The organism is Parasutterella secunda (assembly GCF_016901835.1).
Lineage (GTDB): Bacteria > Pseudomonadota > Gammaproteobacteria > Burkholderiales > Burkholderiaceae_F > Aphodousia > Aphodousia faecavium.
In genome coordinates, this window is sequence record NZ_JACJKX010000019.1 from 1 (window position 1) to 24602 (window position 24602).

24 protein-coding genes are annotated in these 24602 nt (G+C 41.9%); 13 read left to right on the forward strand and 11 right to left on the reverse strand.

Going from position 1 to position 24602, the window contains the following annotated elements; all coding sequences use genetic code 11:
• A partial coding sequence (locus H5985_RS08365; protein ID WP_205050864.1) for an RNA-guided endonuclease InsQ/TnpB family protein occupies positions 1 to 493 on the reverse strand: 493 nt, incomplete at its 3' end.
• 578 nt (positions 494 to 1071) lie between these two features.
• Between H5985_RS08365 and rpsT the strand changes: the two genes are divergently transcribed.
• Positions 1072 to 1335, forward strand: a complete 264-nt coding sequence (rpsT, locus tag H5985_RS08370; protein ID WP_205050865.1) for a 30S ribosomal protein S20 — start codon at positions 1072 to 1074, stop codon at positions 1333 to 1335.
• Between the two features lie 58 nt (positions 1336 to 1393).
• Here rpsT and H5985_RS08375 read toward each other — a convergent pair whose 3' ends face one another.
• From H5985_RS08375 to H5985_RS08385, 3 genes are read right to left on the reverse strand one after another with little or no spacing between them, the layout of a single operon-like run.
• Positions 1394 to 2287 (reverse strand): glycosyltransferase family 8 protein, encoded by an 894-nt coding sequence (locus tag H5985_RS08375; protein WP_205050866.1) that lies wholly within the window; start codon positions 2285 to 2287, stop codon positions 1394 to 1396.
• 38 nt (positions 2288 to 2325) lie between these two features.
• Complete coding sequence (locus H5985_RS08380) at positions 2326 to 2637, reverse strand: rhodanese-like domain-containing protein (RefSeq protein WP_205050867.1); 312 nt, start codon at positions 2635 to 2637, stop codon at positions 2326 to 2328.
• Between the two features lies 1 nt (position 2638).
• Positions 2639 to 3337: a fumarylacetoacetate hydrolase family protein gene (locus H5985_RS08385; protein ID WP_205050868.1), complete on the reverse strand. Its 699-nt coding sequence runs from the start codon at positions 3335 to 3337 to the stop codon at positions 2639 to 2641.
• Positions 3338 to 3580: 243 nt separating this feature from the next.
• Between H5985_RS08385 and yrbL (H5985_RS08390) the strand changes: the two genes are divergently transcribed.
• Positions 3581 to 4189 carry a PhoP regulatory network protein YrbL gene (gene yrbL / locus H5985_RS08390; RefSeq protein WP_205050869.1) on the forward strand — a complete coding sequence of 203 codons (609 nt, stop codon included), beginning with the start codon at positions 3581 to 3583 and terminating at the stop codon, positions 4187 to 4189.
• Between the two features lie 58 nt (positions 4190 to 4247).
• Here the strand turns inward: yrbL (H5985_RS08390) and H5985_RS08395 are convergent, their stop codons facing one another.
• The 3 genes from H5985_RS08395 to H5985_RS08405 form a co-directional block, all read right to left on the reverse strand.
• Positions 4248 to 5045, reverse strand: a complete 798-nt coding sequence (locus H5985_RS08395; protein ID WP_239481738.1) for a CDP-alcohol phosphatidyltransferase family protein — start codon at positions 5043 to 5045, stop codon at positions 4248 to 4250.
• 26 nt (positions 5046 to 5071) lie between these two features.
• Entirely contained in the window at positions 5072 to 5734 is a 663-nt protein-coding gene (locus H5985_RS08400) for a phosphatidylserine decarboxylase (RefSeq protein ID WP_205050870.1), read from the reverse strand.
• 188 nt (positions 5735 to 5922) lie between these two features.
• Complete coding sequence (locus H5985_RS08405; RefSeq protein WP_205050871.1) at positions 5923 to 6669, reverse strand: SIMPL domain-containing protein; 747 nt, start codon at positions 6667 to 6669, stop codon at positions 5923 to 5925.
• Positions 6670 to 6782: 113 nt separating this feature from the next.
• Here H5985_RS08405 and H5985_RS08410 point away from each other — a divergent pair, with 113 nt between their 5' ends.
• Genes H5985_RS08410 through H5985_RS08435 form a run of 6 tightly spaced genes read left to right on the forward strand, consistent with a single transcriptional unit; the run spans position 6783 to position 12423 of the window.
• Positions 6783 to 7724 carry a glycosyltransferase family 9 protein gene (locus H5985_RS08410; protein ID WP_205050872.1) on the forward strand — a complete coding sequence of 314 codons (942 nt, stop codon included), beginning with the start codon at positions 6783 to 6785 and terminating at the stop codon, positions 7722 to 7724.
• A gap of 10 nt (positions 7725 to 7734) precedes the next feature.
• Complete coding sequence (locus tag H5985_RS08415; RefSeq protein ID WP_205050873.1) at positions 7735 to 8907, forward strand: O-antigen ligase family protein; 1173 nt, start codon at positions 7735 to 7737, stop codon at positions 8905 to 8907.
• Complete coding sequence (locus H5985_RS08420) at positions 8900 to 9907, forward strand: glycosyltransferase family 2 protein (protein ID WP_205050874.1); 1008 nt, start codon at positions 8900 to 8902, stop codon at positions 9905 to 9907. Before H5985_RS08415 ends, H5985_RS08420 begins: the two co-directional genes overlap by 8 nt.
• 17 nt (positions 9908 to 9924) lie before the next feature.
• Positions 9925 to 11040, forward strand: coding sequence for a glycosyltransferase (locus tag H5985_RS08425; protein WP_205050875.1), 1116 nt, complete (start codon positions 9925 to 9927; stop codon positions 11038 to 11040).
• Complete coding sequence (rfaP, locus tag H5985_RS08430) at positions 11037 to 11834, forward strand: lipopolysaccharide core heptose(I) kinase RfaP (RefSeq protein WP_205050876.1); 798 nt, start codon at positions 11037 to 11039, stop codon at positions 11832 to 11834. Before H5985_RS08425 ends, rfaP begins: the two co-directional genes overlap by 4 nt.
• Position 11835: 1 nt before the next feature.
• Positions 11836 to 12423 carry a YrbL family protein gene (locus H5985_RS08435; RefSeq protein ID WP_205050877.1) on the forward strand — a complete coding sequence of 196 codons (588 nt, stop codon included), beginning with the start codon at positions 11836 to 11838 and terminating at the stop codon, positions 12421 to 12423.
• Here the strand turns inward: H5985_RS08435 and yrbL (H5985_RS08440) are convergent.
• From yrbL (H5985_RS08440) to H5985_RS08455, 4 genes are read right to left on the reverse strand one after another with little or no spacing between them, the layout of a single operon-like run.
• Positions 12417 to 13010: a PhoP regulatory network protein YrbL gene (yrbL, locus tag H5985_RS08440; protein WP_205050878.1), complete on the reverse strand. Its 594-nt coding sequence runs from the start codon at positions 13008 to 13010 to the stop codon at positions 12417 to 12419. The genes H5985_RS08435 and yrbL (H5985_RS08440) overlap by 7 nt on opposite strands.
• 17 nt (positions 13011 to 13027) lie before the next feature.
• Positions 13028 to 16504 (reverse strand): DNA polymerase III subunit alpha, encoded by a 3477-nt coding sequence (dnaE, locus tag H5985_RS08445; RefSeq protein WP_205050879.1) that lies wholly within the window; start codon positions 16502 to 16504, stop codon positions 13028 to 13030.
• A 2-nt stretch (positions 16505 to 16506) separates the two neighbouring features.
• Complete coding sequence (locus tag H5985_RS08450) at positions 16507 to 17454, reverse strand: GT-D fold domain-containing glycosyltransferase (RefSeq protein ID WP_205050880.1); 948 nt, start codon at positions 17452 to 17454, stop codon at positions 16507 to 16509.
• Complete coding sequence (locus H5985_RS08455; protein ID WP_205050881.1) at positions 17424 to 19433, reverse strand: acyltransferase family protein; 2010 nt, start codon at positions 19431 to 19433, stop codon at positions 17424 to 17426. The genes H5985_RS08450 and H5985_RS08455 overlap by 31 nt, the downstream gene beginning before the upstream one ends.
• A 78-nt stretch (positions 19434 to 19511) precedes the next feature.
• On the opposite strand from H5985_RS08455, the gene H5985_RS08460 reads away from it, so the two are divergent.
• From H5985_RS08460 to rfbA, 5 genes are all read left to right on the forward strand, one after another.
• Complete coding sequence (locus H5985_RS08460) at positions 19512 to 20795, forward strand: CgeB family protein (RefSeq protein WP_205050882.1); 1284 nt, start codon at positions 19512 to 19514, stop codon at positions 20793 to 20795.
• Positions 20796 to 20964: 169 nt separating this feature from the next.
• Entirely contained in the window at positions 20965 to 21516 is a 552-nt protein-coding gene (gene rfbC, locus H5985_RS08465; RefSeq protein WP_205050883.1) for a dTDP-4-dehydrorhamnose 3,5-epimerase, read from the forward strand.
• Positions 21517 to 21536: 20 nt separating this feature from the next.
• Positions 21537 to 22598 (forward strand): dTDP-glucose 4,6-dehydratase, encoded by a 1062-nt coding sequence (gene rfbB, locus H5985_RS08470; protein WP_205050884.1) that lies wholly within the window; start codon positions 21537 to 21539, stop codon positions 22596 to 22598.
• Positions 22599 to 22603: 5 nt separating this feature from the next.
• Positions 22604 to 23503 carry a dTDP-4-dehydrorhamnose reductase gene (gene rfbD / locus H5985_RS08475; RefSeq protein WP_205050885.1) on the forward strand — a complete coding sequence of 300 codons (900 nt, stop codon included), beginning with the start codon at positions 22604 to 22606 and terminating at the stop codon, positions 23501 to 23503.
• Positions 23504 to 23519: 16 nt separating this feature from the next.
• Positions 23520 to 24392 carry a glucose-1-phosphate thymidylyltransferase RfbA gene (rfbA, locus tag H5985_RS08480; protein ID WP_205050886.1) on the forward strand — a complete coding sequence of 291 codons (873 nt, stop codon included), beginning with the start codon at positions 23520 to 23522 and terminating at the stop codon, positions 24390 to 24392.
• The last annotated feature ends 210 nt before the right edge of the window (positions 24393 to 24602 follow it).

The following is a 24602-nucleotide window of genomic DNA, read 5'->3' on the forward strand; positions in this document are numbered from 1 at the left end:
TGGAGACATACCAACCGTCGGCTTTTCGAACGACGGTGATATTTTTTGCTTTCCCTTCGATATATTGACTTCGTCTGTACTTCACAAAACCGATACCGGGCAAATAGATTTGTTTACCTGTTTCATCGATTTTAAATCCCTGCGGATAACGGAATCCATCTGATGATCCGAACTTACGGTGAAAGACAGGAAAATCTGCACGACCTGAAAAGAAGTTTGAATAAGCCCGGGCGAGATCTTTCATGGATTGCTGAAGGCACTGTGAGTAGCACTCTGAGAGCCACAGCATGTCAGGATTTTTTTTCCAATCAGGCAATAAAGCAGAAAGATTTTTGTAGGAGGGATGCTGACCGGTTTTCTTCTCGTATTGTTCTTTTGCCCAGCTTAAGCCCTTGTTATAAACAAAGCGGCAGCAGCCGGCAAAGCGCGACATTAATCGTGCCTGACGGCCGTTGGGCTTAAGCTTAAAGAGAAAACCTTGGCGGAACAACATAGGCCGATATTTTACAAAGTTTTAGAGTCGATTTTCTTTTAAAATAATAGCCAATTGTCATTGGCGTTCCTTATATCCTCGGCATGAATGCCGAGGATATAAGGAACTGTCGGTAAAAGGTGAATTCCTTGTAGCCATTAGGAGCCTTGCCTTCAGCAAAAGTTAAATCCGCCCTCAACTGTCGGATACAACGATAATTTCTTGTCCCGAAAGAAACCAGCATCAGAAGTTCTCCCAAAAATAATCAATTTTTTTTGTTTATTTTAACCTGGACAGTATTAACCAAAGCGCTTTTTTGTTCAATAGAAAAACTCTTCTGAACCCATCTTTGTTGATCAACAGAACAGAAAAAAGCTTGAGAGCTTTAAAAGATTTTGGTAAAATCAGGGACTTTTCCAAGGGAGTGTTCTTCGTGGACGTGTTCGCATGCCCGAAAGAACCGCAAAAATCCGTTGGAATGAACTGATTCACCAGCCGCTTCCGACTTTGTGCTGTAAGCGTATTTTCAATGCTAAATGCCTTTGAAAGCGGCTGTAATTAACAGCCGTAACTTTTTTATATAAGGCAAGGAACTAACAATGGCTAATACCAAACAAGCTCGTAAGCGCGCCCGTCAAGCTGTTGCGCGCAACCAGCACCTTTCTGCTCAACGCTCTCAATATCGTACCGCCATCAAGGCCGTACGTAAGTTGATCGTTGCCGGCGACAAGACCGCCGCCGCTGAAGCTTTTGTGAAGGCTCAAAAGGTTATCGACACGATGGCCGGTAAGAGCGTTTTGCACAAGAACGCCGCTGCTCGTCATAAGAGCCGCTTGGCTGCTGCTATCAAGGCAATGGCCTAATTCTCAAGTTTCTGAGAAGCGAACGGGACTGGTTTTGAATCAGTCCCGTTTTTGTTTGCTACTTCAGAATACCCCAATTCACTAATTTAGCGTAAATAGGAAATCGTTGAATCAATTCTTGGTAAAAGGGAGTCATCCGAGCATAGTGCCAGAATAAATTTTTCCCAATATTATTTGACTTAAATCTTTCTGGCCAAAGGGGATGAACTAACCAAGGTTTCCTCGGACCTTCAAAATGACGCATCGTACAATCTTCAAGTCTTCCCCTCCAATCTATAAACTTCTTTGCCCTGGGCGACGTAACACTAAATTTTTCGTTTAAAGGACAGTAATTACACTCAAAATAATAATTTAAAATATCCTGGTCAACGTACAGCAGTCTATCTCTTATCTTTTTTTCAGTTTCAAAAAGCTTGTTTGTTATCCCCTTAGCCCGCCACTGGTCAGAATCAATTAATAACAATCCAGATTCAAAATAAATATGATTTTGAGACAATCCTAAACGTTTAAGACTTGCAGCTACTTTTGATGTCGACTTTCGATCTAGCCCAGGGACAGCTCCCAAGGCCATACCATTTAAATCCTGACGATAAAGTTCTGAGATATCTCCACAATAAATTACATCTATATCGGAATAAATAACCTTCTTGAGGTCGGTTTTCAAGTGAGGGATGAGAAAGCGACCATAAGCAGCTTTGGATATATGGCCAAGAGCAATAAAATCTGAAAAATATTCCTCTAATGATAAAGCTAACCAATGTATGTTCAGGTTGCTACAAATTTGAGTAATCTGCTCAACCTTATTCTTAGTTCCATCCTTGATCCCACAATCAATAACATAAAGATCTATTTTTTCCGAAGTGTTTGAACAAATCGAAAGTGCCGTAATTGCAACAAAAGGGGCGTAGTTTTCATCGCTACAGACAAAAACCGGAATATTTTGCTTAGACATGTCCATTTCCACAATAACCAATCTTTATTGATTCTATATCAACGCACTACTTCATAAGGCCAATCAATAATCCCGCCCATGTCGTACACATGTGTGTAGCCTGCTGCCTGAAGTTTGAGCATGGCATAGTGGCTTCTGACGCCAGATCGGCAATAAATGATGATGGGATGATCCAAATCATCAGGCAACGATTCAGGCTTAACGCCCTCTTCAATATCATCGTTATCCAAAAGCACTGCACCGGGAATGTGTCCCCAGTTATATTCATGAGCATGACGAACATCCAAAAGCAAAACCTTATCGCCCAACTCGTCTAACATCTTTTTGCCTTCTTGAGCGGTAATCGCCATCTCACTTCTCCTTAAATTTCACTTTAAGAACACCCACGCCCTGCACGCCTCCTTCCAAAACGTCTCCCGGATGGATTGTCCCGATGCCGGCTGGCGTCCCCGTCATAATTAAGTCACCGGGCTTGAGTTCATAAAGCGTTGAAATGTAGCTGATGATTTCGGGGACATTCAGAATCATTTCTGATGTCGTCCCTTCCTGGCGCTTTTCGTTGTTGACATAAAGCCAAACCTTCATCGGTTCATTATCAGGCGTACGTGAGGCGGGTTTAACGGCTGTCATCGGAGCCGACTCATCAAATGCCTTAGCGGTATCCCACGGCTGCCCTTTGGCACTACTTGCGCGTTGTAAATCCCGGCGTGTGAGATCAAGGCCTGCCGCGTAGCCCCAGACATAGTCCATGGCGTCTTCAACAGCGATGTTGCGCCCTGCTTTCCCGATAGCAACCACGAGTTCAATTTCGTGTTGCAGATCTTCTGTTGCCTGCGGGAAATCCAATTCCAAAGTCTTTTCAGGTGAAACGTAAACCGCGGCATCCGCTGGCTTTAAAAAGAGGCTGGGCGGCGTTTTCTCACCCAACGCTGCATTAACCGCTGCGTAGTTACGAGCCACACCATAAATGCGATGAATCGGAAAATACAAATTGAATTCGCCCTCAATAGGAAGAACTGCCTGAGGAGCCGGGGCAAACAAAAAAGACATGTTTAAGTCCTTAGAGAATCAAAACCAAACTCAGGGTTTAGAGAACATTAAAAAATTTCAGCAGGCAAAACTTTACACCAAATTTCCCTGAGATACTCCGATGTTTTTCAGCATCACCTTTACAACACAGTACGAATTAATTTGCTCCCTCAAGATTAGATTATTGCATCCTCATCTTTTAAAGTGGAAACGCAACATGTAATCGGGTAGCATAGCGGCATAACAAAATTTAAATGCAGAAAAATGTTCCAATTATCTACTGATCATTCTGACAAATCTGTCATCGGTGTCGGCGCACATCGCGCTTGCTACATTCACCCGGAAGATCCTGCCAAGTGCATTAAGGTTATCTACAACTCTTCAGGGACAGCTCTAAAAGAAATTAAAAGAGAGTTGTCTTATTACCGTTTTCTCAACAGCTATTTGACCGATTGGTCGGGTATCACAAGATATTACGGTACCGTTGAAACCAATTTAGGAACCGGTTACGTATACGATCGGATTGTAGACTTTGACGGTAAACCTTCTCAGACAATTTCCGAGCGCTACAAAATTGAAGAGCTTAAAGACAACTGGAAAGAGCTCGATGAAATCATTTCTAAACTAAAAAAATATATGTGGGATAACCGCATTATCACCACTGCGCTTAGACCGCATAATGTTTTATGCCATCGGGTAAGCGAAACGGAAATCATCCCGGTCATCTGTGACAGTATGGGGGTCACCACTCGGATTCCTGTTGCACAATATTGTCCGTGGTTGTGTCACAGAAAACAAAAGAAATTATTTGCTCGATTTGATGGCTTACCGTTAATTCAAAAGGTTTACCAATACAAAAATCAGCAGGAATAAACAATCAAAAACTAGAGAGGGGCTTGCAGGCCCCTTTTTGGTTTTCAAGAAAACGGTATTAGTTATCTCTAACCGGTCGCACAGGATTGGGCAGACCGCGAATGAAGAGATAGAACTGATAAATGTAGCCGCTTACTGCATAGCAGCAGAAGAGGATAAACGCAGAGAGCGCAGGATTGGTGGAGAAAAAGATAAAAGCAAGTGCCGCCACCAACACAACCCAGAACGGAATCGTGCGAACAAAACCCATATTCTTACCGCTAAAGAACGGAGCGTTCGAAACCATCGTCACACCGGCATAGATGCAAAGCACTGCCGTGATTTGGGGAATATACTGAGCCAATTCAGGGGTCACACGGTTTGTGCAGGCAAGCCACACAAAGCCCATCACCAAAGCGGCACCGGCAGGGCTGGCCAAGCCTTGGAAAAAGCCCTTGTCAATAAAACCGATGTTGGCATTAAAGCGAGCCAAACGGACACCGGCACCTGCGCAGAAAATAAAAGCTGCAGCCCAACCGAGACCACCCAAATCTTTGAGGGCAAACTCATAGGCAATGAGAGCCGGGCAAACACCGAAAGCGGTCATGTCGGCAATGGAGTCAAACTGCTCACCAAAACTGCTTTGCGTGTGCGTAAAGCGTGCTACACGACCGTCCATACCATCTAAGAGCATAGAAAGGAAAATGGTTGCAGCAGCAATACCGAAGTCACCTGCCATGGCTTGGGTCACGCCCCAGAAAGCGCAGATCATTGAACCCATCGTAAAGGAGTTGGGCAATAAGTAGATACTGCGGGCACGGGCCTCTTGAATGCGTTCTTTAATATTGGCGCGAGGAGAACGACGAATCTTTCGCATGATAAAACCTTTGTTTCCTGTTTCGATTACTCGGCTTTAGGAGCCAATTTAGCCAAAATGGTTTCGGTGCCGAGTACCTTTTCACCAATGGTGACACAAGGCGTTGCATCCGTGGGCAAATAGACGTCCAAGCGGCTGCCGAAACGAATAAAGCCGTAGCGCTCACCCTTCTTTAACTCATCGCCTTTTTGGATGTAGCAAAGAATACGGCGAGCAACCAGTCCTGCCACTTGGACAACCGTAATGCGGTTGCCGTCGTTAACGCGGACAATCACGGCATTGCGTTCATTTTCAGTACTGGCTTTATCAAGATCTGCATTTAAGAATTTGCCGGGATAGTACTGAACATCTTCCACCGTTCCGTTGACCGGAAAACGCTGGCAGTGAACGTTAAAGAGATTCATGAAGACGCTGATCAAAATTGCTTCTTCATTCGTAAAGGGATCAATGGTCTTTTCGACCTTCACAACCTGGCCGTCTGCAGGCGAGAGAACCGCTTCAGGCATGGACGGAACCGTGCGCGGAGGATCTCTGAAAAACTGCGTGACAATGAGAAAGAGGATCCAAAGCACGGCAGCAATGAATCCGAAACCGGCAAAAGCCGTCCACAAAAGAGCTAAAAGAAAAGTACCGCCGATGAAAGGCCAGCCTTCGCGTGCCAAAAAGGGGTGTGGGTACTTTTGATTCATGAGTTTGATCTCCGTGACTAATTCAAACAGCCAATTGTACGCTATTGGCAAAATGTTTCCGACCACTTGCTCATGTTAACCACTATTTTCTTAAAATGAGGCGAGCGCAAAAACCTGTAACATTTTCGACATATTTGAAAAAAGGCCCAAGTCGGATTCTCAGGCCTTCTTCATTCTCAAAGTTTGTTTTAGCGCTTAATCAGCACTTCGGCGGTAACTGTTAAATTGAGTTCACTCGTACCGGCTTCAATATCAGGTACAGGCATCGCCTCATCCATCATGCTTTTAGCCGATGCTCGCATCAGCATATTCATGGGGCGAGGAGAATTAGCACCGCTAAAGCGCAACGATTGCAGTTGAACTTTAGAGGCATCACTTCCCACCGATTGAGCAATCCATACTGAACGCTGCGTAGCGTCTGATACAGCCATCTTGTAGAGCGACTCATCGTACTTGGCCTTCGCTTCGTCTGAGACTCTGAAGTTGAGACCATCCAAAGCCAATGTGCCGTTAACACTTTCAATCACTTTAGGGACGAGGTCAATATCAGGCGAAATCACTTCCAATGATTGGGACACGCGCCAGGCAACAATTTTCGGAGTCTGATTACCCTTTACTTCGCTGTAGACCGGATATGAATTCATTGACTGCGTCTGAAGCTTCAATTGATCGCTCACGGCTTTAATCTGAGAAAAACCGGAATTCATCGTTTTAATAGCCTGAGCAGTCGCCTCTTTCAAGGTCTTGGCTTGAGCCGAAACCGACCAGTTCATCTGGGCCTCATCGTTGGGCACAGTAATGGAGGCTGTACCGTTGACGGCAAGCGTCATCCCCTTTTCTGACAAAGTTGTCCCGTTCATCGAGTCTGCGGCCATGGCCGTTGACATAGCAATAGTTAAAAGGCCGGCGGCTGTCATCTGAGTCAGTTTTTGCATAGCGATTTCTCCCTTTCAAAATTGATGTTTACTGACTGTATTTTACGAGGCTATCTCGAGTAAAATGTGTCATTATTTTCTTTTCTGTATCAGCTTTTTATTCTGGACCTGTTATGAATCCGATTGTTGTTTGCCGCCTACCGAACCATGTCGGCGACTGCTGTATGACTCTCCCCTCTTTGCGTTTATTGGAAGCAAGCGGTTTTACGCCCTACCTGGTCGGCAAGCGCTTTGCCGAAGACTTGATGCTCGGCATGGGCTGGCGCTTTGATCCCATTGAGGGCCATGTAAGTGAAGATCTTCAAAGACTTCACTATCTTTCTCAGCAGCTTCACAACCCCCTCGGATTACTTTTCCCGAATTCTTTCGGTTCTGCCCTGCAATTTCGTTTAGCCGGAATTCGGGCTGCAGGCTTTCCGACAGACGGCCGATTCCTGCTTCTTGATCAAAAGGTGTCTGAACCCGAAAAGAATATCCACGAAGTAGAACGTTTCTTTGCCGCAACTTTGGGTGCTATCAAAGCCTGGGGAAAAGAGCCGGCTTTTACTGAGCCACCTAAAGATTTGGGGTTAAAACTTATTACCCGTCATACGGCCGGTGCGAAGAATCTGATTGAAAAATACGGCATTCCTCAAAAGTTTGCGCTGATTGCTCCGATTGCTCGAGGCGTACATCACGGAAAGATCAAACACTGGACGCATATTAATTGTGTGGTTAAGCCTTTACGTGAGTTGGGCATTGAGCCGATCGTTCTTCCGTCTCCAGATGAAGCTGAAGACGCAAAAGTGGCTTGCCCCGATGCAAAGCATTTGCCGCCTACCAATTTGGGCACTTACGCAGCTCTTTGCAAAGAAGCACAATTGGTGATTGCTAATGATTCCGGTATCAGCCATGTGGCTGCTGCGGTCGGTGCTCGTCAAATTACTTTGGTCGGTGTGACTGATCCCAAACGGACCGGCCCCTGGAACCCGAATGCTATCGTTTTGGGTGAAGAAAATCGTTGGCCGACAGAAGAAGAAGTTATTCAAACTATTACAAAAGTGATTGCCAAGTGATCTGAGAACCATGTCGTTTTCTTGCACGATCAATCGAACAACTATCGCTTTTCTTGCGTTTAGCTTTTGTTCTCTTTTTGGAGTTTGTTTAATTGGAGAAGGATACAGTGTCTATAAATACACCGTTTTTCTTCTCTGTACCCTAACGATTACCCTGCATCTGCGCTCTTTCGATTTAAAACCTACTTTACAGAGAGCGCAGGTTTTATTTTTCCCTTGGCTCCCATGGCTAGTCGGTGTCTTATTACTAACGATAATCTATGGACCAAAAGGTTTTTCCCCTTATCTAAATTCCTTATTGCTTATGGGGCTAACCTATGTGGTAGCAGATATATGCAAAATCTCAAGAAATACTGTCTATTATCTGATTGCTATTACCAATTTAGCTTTGTCTGTTGCCATTTGTGTGCAGATTCAGCTCTATGGTCTTACAAACGAAGTTTTATTTAATAATAAAAATATAGTCCTTGGCGGAGTTGCCATCCTATCCTCTGCTTGTTTTGTTGTCTCACTTGTAACTCAACAACGCATAAGAGCAATTTCATTTTTAAGCTTTATTTCGGGGATAGCAGCAATCGTTCTAGCTGAAGTTCGCACAGGATTGTTAGCTATTTTTAGCTTGATTCCGGTTGTTTTAATCATTAAAGGAAAACAATCTTTTAAAACTGTTTTCATTTTGTTAGCCATTACTGCAATCGCTTTATTTATTCTCTATTTATCCGGTAGGTTACAACAAGGGCTGACCGATATTGAAAAGTTCCAACAAGGCAATTCAAATACCTCTTGGGGAATTCGTCTAGAAGTTTGGCGAGTAATGTTTTATGGTTTCTTGGAATCTCCATGGTTAGGGTGGGGGCCCAGACCGTATAAGTTAATTGAAGCTGCAGGAATTCTTCCACTGTCTCCTATTTCATTTAGTGGGCATCATCCCCATAATGACCTATTTAATATTTTGGGTACCGGTGGTCTTCTTGGATTGGTAACATGGCTGATTACTATCCTTCTTTTATTCATTAAATCATTAAAAGATCCAGTTCGACTAGCGTTACTCTTTGCAATACTTGCCATCGGACTTTCAGACTGCTATTGGTTTGATTGCCGACGTGTTCTAACTATATTCACCGTAACGTGGGCGTTATTGGCTGTGTCTTCTTTATCAACGGGAAAAAATAAAAATGTCTAAATCTAGAAATCCTTTGATATCCATTATTATTCCTGTTTTTAACATAGAGAAGTATCTTTCAGAAGCCCTTGAAAGCTTAATTTCTCAAACCTATCCCTACTGGAGAGGGATCATCATCGATGATGGCTCTAGTGATAAAAGCTCTGATATTGCTGATTATTATGCAGAGAAAGACGAGCGATTTACAGTTATCCACCAGAAAAATGCCGGTGTTTCTGCAGCTCGAAATAAGGGACTACAGAACGTTTCCGGAGATTACGTTTATTTCTTTGACCCTGACGACATCCTGCACCCTCAAACTTTACAGATAGCTATAAAAGAGATTACTTCGCGTAATTATGATTTAGTTACCTTTGGTGCCATGAAATTTTATGAGGATACTGCTCTGCCATTGGCGGAAAAAACTAACTTAAAAATAGTTGACCAATTAAGTAAAACCGAGTTGTTCAGGCTTTTTTTTGAAGAAAAATATCATTGTCAATATTGCAAAGGCGGCTATGTATACACCAGACTCTATAAAAAAGAGATCTTGAAAAATATATGGTTTGATGTAACCAAAAAGGTTTATGAAGACGAAGATTTTTGTTGCAAACTATATAGATCTCTAGATCCTAATTTTAAGACTTTGTATATTGATACCCCGTTGTACTTTTACAGACAAAGACGTTCCGGAGCGATCCGAAGCGCAAGAATTAAAAGACTATTTGCACTTTACTCCTGCCGTCGAAATATGTTGCAGTATTTTGACAAAAATTCAGAAGAGTACAAAATACTCGATAAAGCTCGCTTGACTACCTTAATCAAATTGATGCAAATTTCTTTAACTCAAGGATATAACGGTGCTTTTTCGTTATTTAGGAAAATTCTTCTGTCACGCGAAGATATCTCACTCAAAACATTTCTTCCTTACTTATTTGGTCCCAAATACGCCAGAACGTACTCAGAAAACCGCTTAAAAAAATCAGAAATAAAGAATAATCGCCTAAAATACTGGGAGTAATCAATTTAGGACCTATTGTGTTAATCGCTTTCTGTATATACAAATATTTCCCCTACGGGGGCTTGCAACGGGATTTTATGCGTGTCGCAAAAGAGATTTTGTCCCGTGGCCATGCAGTTCGTGTTTATACCCGTCAGTGGGAAGGAGATAAGCCCTCTGATTTGGAAGTTATAAAAGTTCCGACCACTTCGATAAGAAATATCGGAAAAAATATTCAGTATTACCGATGGGTACAGAATCATTTAAAAGCGCACCCCGTAGATAAAATTGTCGGTTTCAACCGCATGCCCAACCTTGATATCTATTTCGCGGGAGATGTCTGCTATGCAGAAAACAATAAAAATCGTAGTTTCCTCTATAAGTTGTCGTCCCGATATCGTCACTTTATTAAATTCGAAGCAGCTGTTTTTAATAAAGGTCTTAATACAAAAATTTTGCTTTTGACGGAAAAAAGTAAGAACGATTTCCAAAAACACTACGATACAGAAGACTCTCGTTTCTATCTGTTACCTCCTGGAATTGACCCGGACAGAAAGTACGATAAACAACCCTCTAACTCCCGAGAAAACTTTAGAGAAGAGTTCAAAATTCAACCTGATCAGAAATTACTTCTTCAGGTTTGCTCAAATTACGAACTTAAAGGCGTTGATCGATCACTTAAGGCTCTCGCTAATCTGCCCGAAGAAATAAAAAAGAAAATCGTCTTTTTCGTTGTCGGTCAGGACTCTCCTGACAAAATGAGACAATTAGCCCAAAGCCTAAATATTCAGGATCAGGTTCACTTTTTTGGTGGCCGGGATGATATTGCTCGGTTTATGCTTGGTTCAGATCTGATGCTTCATCCGGCTCGTCATGAGGCGGCAGGGATTGTTATTTTAGAGTCTATCGTTTCAGGCCTACCTATCATTGTCAGTGGTGCATGCGGATATGCTTCGTACACCGATAAAGCTCAAGCAGGTATTGTTCTAAACGAACCTTTTAACCAAAATGAGTACAATCAGGCTATAAGAAATGTATTAATGGATACTGTGCTTCTGAAAAAGTGGAGCAAGAATGCCAAAGATTATGCTGATCGCACAGACTTATACGGATTAGCAAAAAAAGCGGCGGATATCATTTTGGACCAACAATGATTATTTTAAAATCACCTTTCTCTGAAGCCTGGAGAGATAAAGACCCCTTCGAAGAAGTTGAGAAAATTTCAGGTAATGTTCTCCGGAGCGTTAAAACAAGACGAACCTTGCGTTTTGATTTCCAAGGGAAAAGTTATTACCTTAAGTTGCATCACGGTACAACCTATGGTGAGGTTTTTAAAAATCTTTTAACCGGCAAACTCCCTGTTTTAGGAGCTGATCGTGAATGGCGTGCCATTCACGAATTAGCCAAAATTGGTGTGGACACTATGCATGGGGTTGCTTTTGGCCAGAAAGGGCTCAACCCTGTAAGAAGAACCTCTTTTATTATTACGGAAGACCTATCCCCAACAATCAGTCTTGAAGATTTTTGTAGGGACTGGCAGTCTCATCCTCCGGCCTTTTCAGTCAAAAAGATGCTGATTGAGCGCGTCGCTGAAATGGTTAGAAAAATGCACTCTATAGGAATTAATCACCGAGATTGCTACATTTGCCACTTCTTACTTCATTTGCCTTTTGATAATAAAAAGGAAAATTTAAAACTTTCCATTATTGATTTGCATCGTGCGCAATTCAGAGACCAAGTTCCACTACGTTGGAGAAATAAAGATCTAATCGGTCTTTACTACTCCTGCCTCAATATCGGTTTGTCCAAAACGGATTATTGTCGCTTTCTGAAAACTTACTTCCAAAAAACCTTAAAGGAGATTTTCCAAACCGAGAAGAGACTGATCAATGAAGCTCAACAAAAAGCTGAAAAAATCAAAGAAAGGTCTATAAGAAAGGGGTTGTAAAGTGGAAGAAAAACGTTTTGGAAAACTCATCGGTGAGGGAAGTGAGCGCTTTTGCTACGAGAATCTTGACAATCCCAGTACCTGTTTCAAAATCAGCAAAACAGGAACGAGTCTTCAAACAATCCGTGAGGTTCGGTATTTTCATTTTTTAGAAAAAAAAGGAAAATATCCTAAGTTTTTTCCGAAGTTCTACGGTACCTTTAAAAAGGGCGAACAATTAGTATTAGAACAAGAATATCTAAGAACCAATGATCAGGTAGAGGCAGTTGAGCTCAGACAATTCATCACTCGAGCCTCAGAAACTGACTTTCAAAAAATAGAAGATTTCTTGGAGAAAACGAAGCAAGAAATGATTCAAATGAATGTCATTGTCTCTGACATCCGCACCGGAAATATCGTCTTGCTATTCAATCACGACAAATCGATCACTCGGCTTGTCTTTGTGGACGGGTTCGGTTCTCCCGAATTTATTCCATTACCCATTTATTGCCCATTTTTCGGTAAACGTAAAATTGAAAGGCAATGGAACAAATTCATGAAGAAATATCATGCAGAAAAAGCACTCCGATTAAGGCAACTGCATCAGTAATTATCAAGAGAGCGTATTAACGGCAATTGTTTGAACCGGGCAAATTGCCGTTTTTGCTTCTTATGACAAAACCATGAGCAATATATCTCGATAGGAATAAATGAAGAAGAGCCGATATTGTCACAAATAACAGGAAAAACTTCCGTTGGTGTCAATCGATGACATAACACGTTATAGGGTTTGATCGACATAGTAACAATTCGATTGTCCCAAACATAGCGTTCCAGATCTTCAATCAGTTTTTTCATCTCAGTATGCAGAGACGGTAAAGTCTGATCGTTATAACGCTGCTGCATCGTCTCGGAAGGTTTCCCATCAAAATCAACGATGCGGTCGTAAACATAACCCGTACCTAAATTCGTTTCTACTTCCCCATAATATTTAGGGAGTCCTCGCCAGTCTTTCAGGTAACCGTCAAGATGACGGTAATATGCCAACTCCCTTTGAATTTCCTGAGTGGCGTGTTCACAGGGATTATGAACGACTTTAATGCACTTACTATGATCCTGCGGATGAATGTAGCAGGCCCGATGATGGCCAACTCCAACCACTAACGGATCAGAATGATCCTCCGGTAAAACAATCATAGGTGTCCTCTTTTGATTTAATTCTTATTTTGATTGCGATCGATGAGCGAATATCTTACTCCTTCAACTTCTCCCAAATCATCCAGAAGTGTTTGATCAAGATAAACCTCCCAATCCTTTGAAAGAATAAATGAAGCTTGTTGTCCTCTGTCGATGACTTTCACCGAAACGCGGCAACCCGAATCATCGACATCCGGTCGATGTTCTTCAAGGAATGTTTTCAACAGATCAAAATCAAAATTAGGGTCTATGAGCTCAATCTGTAAAACCGTTCCGTTTTTTGCCCGAATCGTCGCCGGTACTTCAATGGATCGAGCAGAAATGCTCACTCCGGAAGGCGAGAATGTATCTTCTCTGGCATTGCCTCTCACAAAAACCAACTCATCGCTCTTCACAATATTGCGATAGAGCATCCAATCATCACCAAAGCAGGTCACTGAAATCGTTGAAGTTCCGTCATCGAGCAGGAAGCTTCCCATAATTCGACCCTCTTTATTAAAAGATTGTCGGATATTGGAGGCAATGCCGGCTACCTGAATAGACGGTGCTCTGCGCTTCGCACCTTTCGGAGCAGGTTTCACATTGATAATGGGCGTGGGATGCAGAAAAGAAGCTTCTTCCTGAACAGCTCCATAGAAGTGGCCTCTGAAGACACAGCCCATGACATCACGCTCGCCAATCAGTTCTTTATAAGCGCTCCAGGGTTTCGCATCAATATATTCAGGTTGCACCTCATCCATCACATCCGCAAATAAGCTTTCCTGACCGGCATTAGACGATTCACTTTCACTTAATGCGATGGCGTTATCAATATTGGCGGCCAATTTCGCACGGTTGGGTTCAAGGTTATCAAAGACGCCGGCCTGAATAAACGACATCAATGTACGCTTTGAGAAGTTCGTACGATCAACGCGGCTAACCAGATCGAAAAGATCCTTATAAGGACCGTGAGCTTTTCGTTCGTTCACAATGGCTTCTGCCGCATCTTTAGGAATGCCTTTAATACCACCTAAGCCGTATCGGATTTCATGCATGGAAGTTGGCACGAATTCCCAATCGCTCTTATTGATATCCGGCGGCAACACCGAAATATCATTAGCGAAACAGTCATCAATCAGGTGTTTAAGCTTTTCCCCCGAATCCATCACCAAACACATATTGGCTGCCATAAAGGGAGCCGGATAGTGGACTTTCAGGTAAGCCGTTTGATACGCCACATAAGAATAGGCGCAGGCGTGAGATTTATTGAAACCGTATCCGGCAAACTTTTCCATCAAGTCGAAGAGGTCTCCGGCTTTATCTTCTGCCATGCCACGCTCAACGGCACCTTTAACGAAGACTGCACGCTGGCGCTTCATTTCATCGACTTGTTTTTTACCCATGGCTCGACGCAAAAGGTCAGCGCCACCCAGCGAGTAACCGCCGATAATTTGCGCCACACGCATCACCTGTTCCTGGTACACCATGATGCCGTAGGTTTCTTTGAGCACCGGCTCCAGGCGAGGATCCGGATAATGAACTTCCTTTTCCCCATGCTTACAGGCAATGTATTCCGGAATAAGGTCCATCGGCCCCGGACGATATAGGGCATTTAATGCAATCAGATCTTCCAAGCAATCCGGACGAGCGTCGCGCAAAAGTTTTCGCATGCCGTCACTTTCAAACTGGAACACGGCACTGGTATTACCCGTTTGGAAAAGTTTGTAGGTTTCCGGATCGTCAATGGGAATTGCCTCAAGCCGCAACGTAGTCTTCGGATCCAATTGACGGATAAAGCGCATCGCAAATTCAAGAATGGTGAGCGTCGTCAGACCCAAAAAGTCGAACTTCACCAAGCCGACATTTTCAACGTCTTTTTTGTCAAACTGACTGATCACGTTATCCGGATTTTCATCCTGTGAGTACAAAGGACAAAAATCTGTCAGTTTACCCGGAGCAATCAAGACGCCGCCTGCGTGCATACCCAAGTTTCTCACCAAACCTTCAAGCGGCAAGGCTTTATCGACAAGCTGTGCAACGGACTCATCTTTTTCAATAAGATCCTTTAAGTCCGGCACCGTTTTGACGGCTTCTGCCAAAGTCACATTTTTACCAGGCTGCGCAGGTATCAAACGAGATACTTTGTCACAGAGGCTGTAACTGATTCCTAACACACGACCCACATCGCGAACCACACCTTTGGCACCCATCGTACCGAAGGTTGCAATTTGGCTCACGGCGTCTTCACCATAGCGTGACTTCACGTAGTTAATCGTTCTTTGGCGGTTGTACTGGCAGAAGTCCACGTCAAAGTCAGGCATGGACACACGTTCCGGATTTAAGAAACGTTCAAAAAGTAAGTCGTAACGCAACGGATCCATATCCGTAATGCGAAGTGAATACGCAACCAGTGAACCCGCGCCGGATCCGCGGCCCGGCCCCACTGCCACGCCGTTTTGTTTAGACCAGTTAATAAAGTCCTGCACAATGAGGAAGTAACCCGGGAAACCCATCTTTTTAATAATCCCGAGTTCAAACTGAAGTCGCTCTTCATAGCGAGGGCGTTCCTGCTCCCTTTTTTCTTTATCGGGGTACAGGAATTCAAGACGCTGCTCCAAACCTTCATGAGAGAGCTGATCGATATAGTCGTCAAGGCTCATTCCGTCAGGAGTCGGAAATAGCGGCAGTTGCGGCTTACTTAGTACACCTTCTAAGTTGCACCGCTTGGCAATTTCAACCGTATTGGCAATAGCCGAGGGAACATCCGCAAAAAGGCTGATCATTTCCTCTGGGGACTTGAAATACTGATCAGGCGAATAGATCTTCGGACGAGACTTATCGGCAAGCACCTCCCCTCGGGCAATGCAAACGCGAATATCGTGAGCATCATAATCCTGGGGTTCTAAAAATTGAATCGGATGGGTACCTACAACCGGAATATCGCATTCATCTGCAATACTTAAGTGATAACGAACGACCGCTTCATCAGATGCTCTCCCCGCTCGCTGTAATTCAAGAAAGAATCGATCACCCCAAGCCTCCTTCATCTTCTTGGCTAATGCAAGCGCTTCGTCCTTTTTCCCTGCCAAACACAATTGGGCAATCTGACCTTCTGGGCCACCGGACAAGAAGATAAGGCCTTCGTGATGTTTAAAAAGCCACTCCATCTTGGTTTCGCCACGACCCATGTACTGATTTTTAAGCCAGGCGTGAGTGAGGATTTCACAAAGATTCTTGTATCCGTCGTGGTTTTGGCAAATGACGGCCATGCGGTAAGGCTTGTCTCGATCAACCTCATTTTGAATCACCAAATCGCAACCCATCAATGCTTTGAGGCCGGCTTTACGGGCGTGGGTATAGAAAATCAATCCACCGAAAATATTATTTAAATCAGTTAAGCCTAGGGCTCCCACGCCCTGTTCTTTAACTTTTTTTATAGCCGAATCTAACCGAACGGTACTGTCCGTGACGGAATATTCGGAATGCATACGAAGGTGAATAAACTGAGGAGTCATTTTTATAAAATTTTTGCCTGAATTTGGCTTGTGTATTTTGTTAAATCCAGTTGATTATTATTTTTGAGAGGTTCTTTTACCTCACTGACAGCCTTGCCTGGGATTTTAGTTTTTTTATCTGCCCGAGTTATAAACCACTCATATTCAATATCGAAATGACCAATATCCAATACCTGATGACCTTTAGCTACCAATTCCAATGTAATTGTTTTCGCAGCCGGACCCAAAGCGATTAGAAACAACTCTCTTTTATTTGGTGTTGGATATAACGAAAAGACTGTATTAAGAATTTCATTAATTCTTTCAAAAGAGTTTTGCGCTGGGCACAATATCCTGTGTATTGAAGCAGAAGATTCTAAAAGATCATTCCCAATACCTAATCTTGTTTTTTCACCTTCAATGATTACTAAATTTCTATCTTGAACAACTCGTTTAAATTCTTGAAAGACACTATTACAAAGATCGATATCCTTGGTATCCATATATGGTCTTGAAACTAGTCCGTCTCCATAAACATAACTTGAATCTAAATGATTTAGGAGGAACTTATAATTTATACAAAGAAACGCTTTCCAGTGATTCTGAGCTCTTTTGGTCATACTTTTTAAGTGAACAGGTTGAATAGCTCGTGGGACTGAAATTAATAAACGAGAATCTCTCTTATGCAAAACGTTTAGTAAACTATTTTTCAATTCATCGGAATATGGCTGATAAGAAGGTCCGTGCTTATTTCCTCTCATATAACTAAATTCACCATCTCCCAGTCGAACAATAGAGATCCCATTATCTTTTACTTGCCTTAATGTTTCAACCGGACTCATGACTTTAAAACGGTTTATTTTATTTTTGATAAACGGCCAAACAAAAATAATCCAAAAGTAAACTTTGATAAATTTTCGTAAGAATCCCATAACAACCTCTAGTTCAAATAATGTTGAAGTTTCTGCCAAACAAGGGCATTCCCATATACAGATAAGTGATTTTCATCCCTATACATTGGCTTACCATTTATGTTCATATTACAAAAACCGTTTTTACATAATGCTTCCCACGAGTCAAAAACTTTAACATTTTTCCACCTCGCGGCTTCCTGAATTAAATATTCTCTGATTTTAATCTGGTCTTGATCTATATCTTCAATACGAACAGAACATTTCTCTTCTGGGTTAGTAGACAAATTTATTCTTTGAATTGGTGAACATTTGGTTAAGGGATTAAAACTCAACTCAATGTTATCCAAGACTAATATGACATGCTTATTCAGAGAATATAACTCCTCAAAAGTATCTCGCCATAACTGCTTCAACAATTCTTCGCCTGATAGATTTAGATGCTTTTCAGAAATTAGTTGCGATCTCAAATTCCCTACCCAAAAACCTCTCAAAACAACTGTATCGATTTCTTTATTTCGACGTAAAGTATCCCATACCTGAGAAACCCTTTCCATTCTTTCAATTTGAGGTTTTCCATCTCCACCAATTAGTGTAGCTCTATCAAAAATAACACTCCCTCCAGAACCTACAATGTAAAAACCAGGAAGATTTTCTTGTCTATATAAGGCTTTCCACATAATATGATTATGCGAATCACCAAATAGCAATATCCTAGGGTTCTTTACTGTAGAACGACATATTGAGTGCCCCTGCCCAAAGAGATTTTCGCACTCAACATCCCTTTCTTCTGAGCGAGGAAGATCTCGCAGTGTTTCCTGAACTTCTATAGGAAGACCAGAATAAAGCATGTTTTGTAGTGTCTGTGATTTCCTAATTAAAGTTTTCGTTCCTAGTGAGATAAGCGCCAAGACAAGAACTAAAATCAAAATTAGTTGCCAAGTAGCTTTTCTACTTCTCATAGGTCGTTCAACTAAAGCATAGGTCAAATATGCCATCAAAAAGCTAGCAACAATAAATCCGATCATTAAAATTCCATCCGGCAGATCTCCCGCTAAATTATTTTTAGCTATACAGATAAAAATCCAATGCCATAAATACAACGGGTAACTAATCAAGCCTATAAAAACAGCAGTCTTATTAGCAAAGACATACTTATTCAAAGATGCCTTTGTTCCCGCAGCAATTATCAAAACAGAACCTACCGTTGGAAATAAAGCTCGCCAACCAGGAAAATCCTTACCTTCTTCAAAAACACATATAGCAAAAACAATTAATGAAAGACCTAATATTGAAAGAGCATTATTGATAAATTCGTTACCACCTATGGTTACGCAATTTTTCTTGTATTCCGGCCATTTCAACTCAATGTATGCTAAGACGCCACCAATTAATAGTTCCCAAAAGCGAGTATGCAAAGAGTAAAAAGCTCGGACTGGTTCATTAGCCGTATCGTATAAACAAAGGCCTAAAGAAACTAAAAGCATGAGCACCAGACTGGTTAAAAACCGTTTGGCGCTTACTTTCCATAGCAAAAAACAAATCAGCGGATAGAAAATGTAGTACTGCTCTTCAACTCCCAGAGACCAGAAATGCATGAAGGGTTTTAGCTCTGTAGCAGTCTCCCAGTAGCCTCCGGTAGTAACATAAAGTCGCCAATTTTCTAGGAAAAAAGCCGCATAGGGTGACTCCTCTATCAGTTCTTCCAATGCATACGGCGTCAATAAAAAATATCCCAATACAAAACTGCCCAGCAAAACAACAGTAACTGCTGGGAAAATTCTTCTGACACGTCTGGCGTAAAAATCAAAGAAACTGAATGTCCCGAGCGTTAGACCCCTAAAGATAATGCTCGAAATTAGGTAACCCGAAATCACAAAGAAAATATCGACTCCAACAAAGCCTCCAGGCAAACTCGATGGATAGGCATGAAAGATCAATACAGATAATATTGCCAGTGCCCTCATACCATCGATATCAGGACGATAGTTCGGTCTGGAAAAAGACTGAGGCTTACCGATTTCTATTCTTCTTTGCATTTTCAGTTATCAATTTAAGCGAAGTTTCTGTATTGTAATTACAATCTTTGTGTTTATGAATACAAGGTTGTTTAGCTCATGGCAAGTCTTCGTAAGCAAATAAAAAAATTATCCCTTCCAGATAATGACGTTAATCTCTTAATCCAAAGATATCTGGGATACCGTGGTCTCGGGGCTGCTACCTTGCGATTCTTTTTAAATTCTTTATTAAAAAATCGTGCTCAAAAAAAAGGTTGTAGCATTGACCTTGCGTCTATCAATGCTTCCAACATCATCATTCTTTGTCCAAAACATGTCCGATTTCTCGGCAAATTATTTCAGGCTCATCTAAAAAAACTGGGGATCAATTCGACGATTTTGAGTGAGGAACCCAAACAAGGCTACTCTGATCATCTCCATATAGTTCTGTGTCCTCAAGTCTTTAGACCTTTACCTACGAAATATATTGTCTATCAACTTGAGCAACTTACAGTTATAAAGTCTTCCTGGAATGCATCGTATCGAAAAATCTTAGACAACTCTGTTGCCGTATTGGACTATTCACTTGTGAACATCAACTTTTTACTGCAAAACGGTTTTTCACCCAATAAAGTATTTTATTTGCCGATTTTCTCGAAAGTTTTAAAACAAACGCAACAAACTGAATTTCAACATGACGTCCTTTTTTATGGCTATTTAAATGGCAGGCGCAAAAGAATTCTTGATTCACTCAAAAATATGGGAGCTGATATTTTCATTGCAAACAATACATACGGCGACGCCATGGAGAAATTAATAACTAACTCAAAAATAATATTAAACTTGCATGCCAAAGAAGACGGTATGATCGAATCTGCCCGCTTATTTGAGTGTTTATCTCTTAATAAAGTAATTATTTCCGAGACCGGTATTGATCAAAATGAATACCAGTACTTGGAAAAAGGTGTTATCGAATTTGTTCCGCCGGAATCAGAATCTCAGATTATGATGTTATTGAATCGGATTTTATCTCCCAATTCATACCAAGAAAAACTCGATTTTATTTCAAGCAAATTAGAAGAATGCTTTGATTATTTTGGCTTTTTCCTAGCAGAATTTCTGTATTCCCTCGGGTTGATTTCTTTTGAAAATTTTGTGAAAGCTTCAACACTGAATTACCCAATAATTAATAAAAATATCAGATTGCAACAGTATCCTGCATGCCATGAGTTTTCTAACTCATTTCCGATTGTTAAGCATTTTGCTTCTTGGCTCTCAGACGAAATGTCAATCAAATTTTTAACTTATGTTGCCAAAGAACAAAATTTACCCTACCTTATAATTGATCTGAATAAAGGAAATTCTCAGAATACCTTTTACTCGATAGGTACCCCCCCCCCTTAACTATTCAAGTAGTCATACACTAATTAAGAAAGGCAACATTTTAGTTATCCCAAATTCTTGTTTTGATCAAATTCTTTCCTGGAATGAGTTCCCACGAATAACTGACGAAAATAATCACAGTCTCTTGAGTCTTTTTCAAGTTTTGGATTAATTTTTGAAGGTAACTCTTATGTCTCTGCTTGTTACGACTACATCAATTCCAAGTATACAAATTATCGAACCCAAGGTTTTCGGAGATAATCGTGGCTTTTTCATGGAATCTTGGAACAGCAACGATTTTTCTCAGGTCGCCTCCGATATCACTTTCGTTCAAGATAATCACTCCAGAAGTAAAAAAGGTGTCGTAAGAGGTCTTCACTTCCAATTACCGCCTCATGCACAGGCTAAACTGGTGCGCTGTATCTATGGACGCATTTTTGATGTCGCAGTGGACATCCGTAAATCCTCTCCCACATTCGGGAAATGGGTCGGAGTGGAATTAAGTGCAGAAAATAAACGTCAACTCTGGATCCCGGAAGGATTTGCCCACGGGTTTGTTGCCCTTTCTGATTTTGCCGAAGTTTTCTATAAAACTAATGAGTATTGGCACAAAGAATGCGAGGGCTCTATTCGCTGGGATGACCCCACAATTGCTATTACATGGCCTTTAGATGAGACACCCTGTCTTTCAGAGAAGGACAATTTGGCCCCCTATCTTCAACAAGCGACGTTGTTTGAATAAAACTTATTTGAGGACAAAACATGATTTTAGTGACTGGTGGTGCTGGTTTTATTGGTTCGAATTTTGTTTTGGATTGGCTCAAAGTCAATCAAGAACCGGTTTTAAACTTAGACGCTTTGACGTACGCAGGGAATCTGGAAAATCTGGATTCACTAAAAGGCGATTCCCGCCATGTTTTTGTACAGGGCAACATTTGTGATAAAGACTTGGTTTCATCACTTCTAAGTCAATATAAACCCAGAGCAATTGTTCACTTTGCCGCAGAAAGTCATGTTGACCGCTCTATTTTCGGTCCGGACTTATTCTTCCAGACCAATGTCATGGGAACGCTTAATCTTTTGGAATGCGTTAAAGCGTTCTATGATCATGAACTCTCCGATGAAGAAAAAGCACAATTCCGTTTTCTTCACGTTAGTACCGATGAAGTCTACGGTAGCTTAGGTTTTGATGATCCGGCTTTTACTGAAGAAACCCCCTATCGGCCGAATTCTCCTTATTCAGCTTCCAAGGCTTCCAGTGACCACGCTGTCAGAGCCTGGTTTCACACCTATGGTTTTCCGGTGTTGACAACCAACTGCTCAAACAATTACGGCCCTTATCAGTTCCCTGAAAAACTAATTCCTCTAGTTATCTCAAATGCACTGGCTCGCAAACCCCTGCCTATTTATGGAGATGGCTTGAATATTCGAGATTGGCTATATGTTGGTGATCATTGCTCGGCCATTCGTTGTGTACTTGAAAAAGGAAAATTAGGCGAAACCTATAACGTTGGCGGACACAATGAACGCAATAACATCACCATTGTGAAGACTATTTGTGCAATATTGGATGAAGTCAAACCCCATCCTGATGGCTCGTACGCGGATTTGATTACTTTCGTAAAAGACCGCCCGGGACATGACCGCCGTTATGCAATTGATTCCACCAAGCTGCAAACCCAATTAGGTTGGAAACCTCAGGAATGTTTTGAAACCGGTATTCGCAAAACGGTTGAGTGGTACTTATCTCATCAAACGTGGGTTAAAAATGTGCAAAGCGGTGCGTACCGTGAGTGGACTGCCAAGCAATATGGGAATTGGTAATCGATATGCCTAAATTTTTAATCCTCGGCAAAAACGGTCAAGTGGGTTGGGAACTCCAACGTTCCCTTGCCTTAAAAGGTGAAGTCTTAGGTCTTGGGCGTGAAGACGAAGGAGGCGATCTTTATCGTCCCGAAGAAGTGGCAAGTAAGATTATTGCCTATCATCCCGATATTGTCTTTAATGCCGCAGCTTATACCGCAGTGGATAAGGCTGAAAGTGAGCAAGATAAAGCTTTTGCTGTTAATTCAACCGCAGTTAGAGAGATTGCTCAAGCCTGTCAGCAAATCGGCGCAATTCTGGTTCATTACAGCACAGATTATGTCTTTGACGGTTCTGGTAATTCACCTCGAGATGAAAAGGCCCCCACAAAGCCCCTGAATGTTTATGGTCAGTCCAAATTAGCCGGTGAAGATGAAATTCTCCGGTACTGTCCTCAATCTTTTATCTTCAGAGCAAGTTGGGTGTATGGGGTTCACGGTAAGAATTTTATTAAGACCATTCTCCGTTTAGCCCAAACTAAGGAAACTCTGAAAGTCGTTTCAGATCAAATTGGTGCACCGACTTCTGCAGAATTCATTGCAGATATTTCGGCAGAACTGGCACTGCGTGCACTAAACGAGAAAAACAAATTATTCGGAATTTGCAACTTGGTTCCCAACGGGACAACAAGTTGGTGTGATTTTGCCAAGTGGATTGTTTCTCAAACGCAATCATTAGGTATAGATCAGGCGTTAAAACCACAAAATATTCATCCGATTCCAAGCACTGAGTATCCAACTCCGGCTGTAAGACCTCTGAATTCAAGATTGGATAACAACAAACTTCGTTCTCAATTCAATGAAGGTTGCATCCATGATTGGAGCGTATACGCCAAAAGAATTTTAATTGAAGTAATCGGGCACTAAATTTAGGAGTGTGACCATGAGTCGTAAAGGCATCATTTTGGCGGGTGGATCCGGTACAAGACTTTACCCGGTGACTTTAACGGTTAGTAAGCAACTTTTGCCCATTTACGATAAGCCGATGATTTATTACCCGCTCACAACGTTGATGCAGGCAAAAATCAGAGATGTTCTGGTTATCAGCACTCCCCGAGACATCGGCCGGTTTGAAGAGCTTCTGAAAGACGGCTCTCAATGGGGAATGAATATTCAGTATTGTGTGCAACCTAGCCCGGACGGCTTGGCTCAAGCCTTCATATTAGGTAAGGATTTCATCGGAAATGATCCATCGGCGTTAATTCTCGGCGACAACATTTTCCATGGTGCCTATCTCAACCAATTACTGGCAAACGCCAATGCCAGAGAGAATGGAGCCACTGTCTTTGCTTATCAAGTCAACGATCCGGAACGTTACGGTGTGGTTGAATTTGATGAAAACTTCAAGGCCTTGTCAATTGAAGAAAAACCAATCAAACCCAAATCTCAGTATGCAGTAACCGGTTTATATTTCTATGACAATACCGTCTGTGATATTGCAAAAGAAGTGAAACCCAGTGCAAGGGGCGAACTGGAGATCACAACAGTTAATGAGACCTACCTCAAGCAAGGGAAATTAACCGTTGAAATCATGCATAGAGGTTTTACATGGCTCGATACCGGTACCCACGACAGTTTAATGGATGCCGGCGGCTACATTGCGACCATTCAAAAAAGACAAGGAGTACTGATAGGTAGCCCAGAGGAGATTGCTTTCAACAATCAATGGGTAAGTGATGAGCAACTCTTCAAATTAACAACTGTACTAGCAAAAACAGAATATGGCCGATACCTTAGGTCACTTTTAAATACTTAACAGTTTCTGCTCTCCTTATGGGAGTGTAACGAAATCTGTGTCTGAAGGTTCTTTAGTTTAAACCTAAATTTTCATAAGGCATATCCTATTTTTTAGGAAGTTTTTTCTTAAAAATCATATGGATATGCCTTGATTTTTGCCTCAAAGTAGGATATACTTTATATATCCAATGAAAAGAGGCATTCTCTATGGCCGGCACTTACCTTTCTA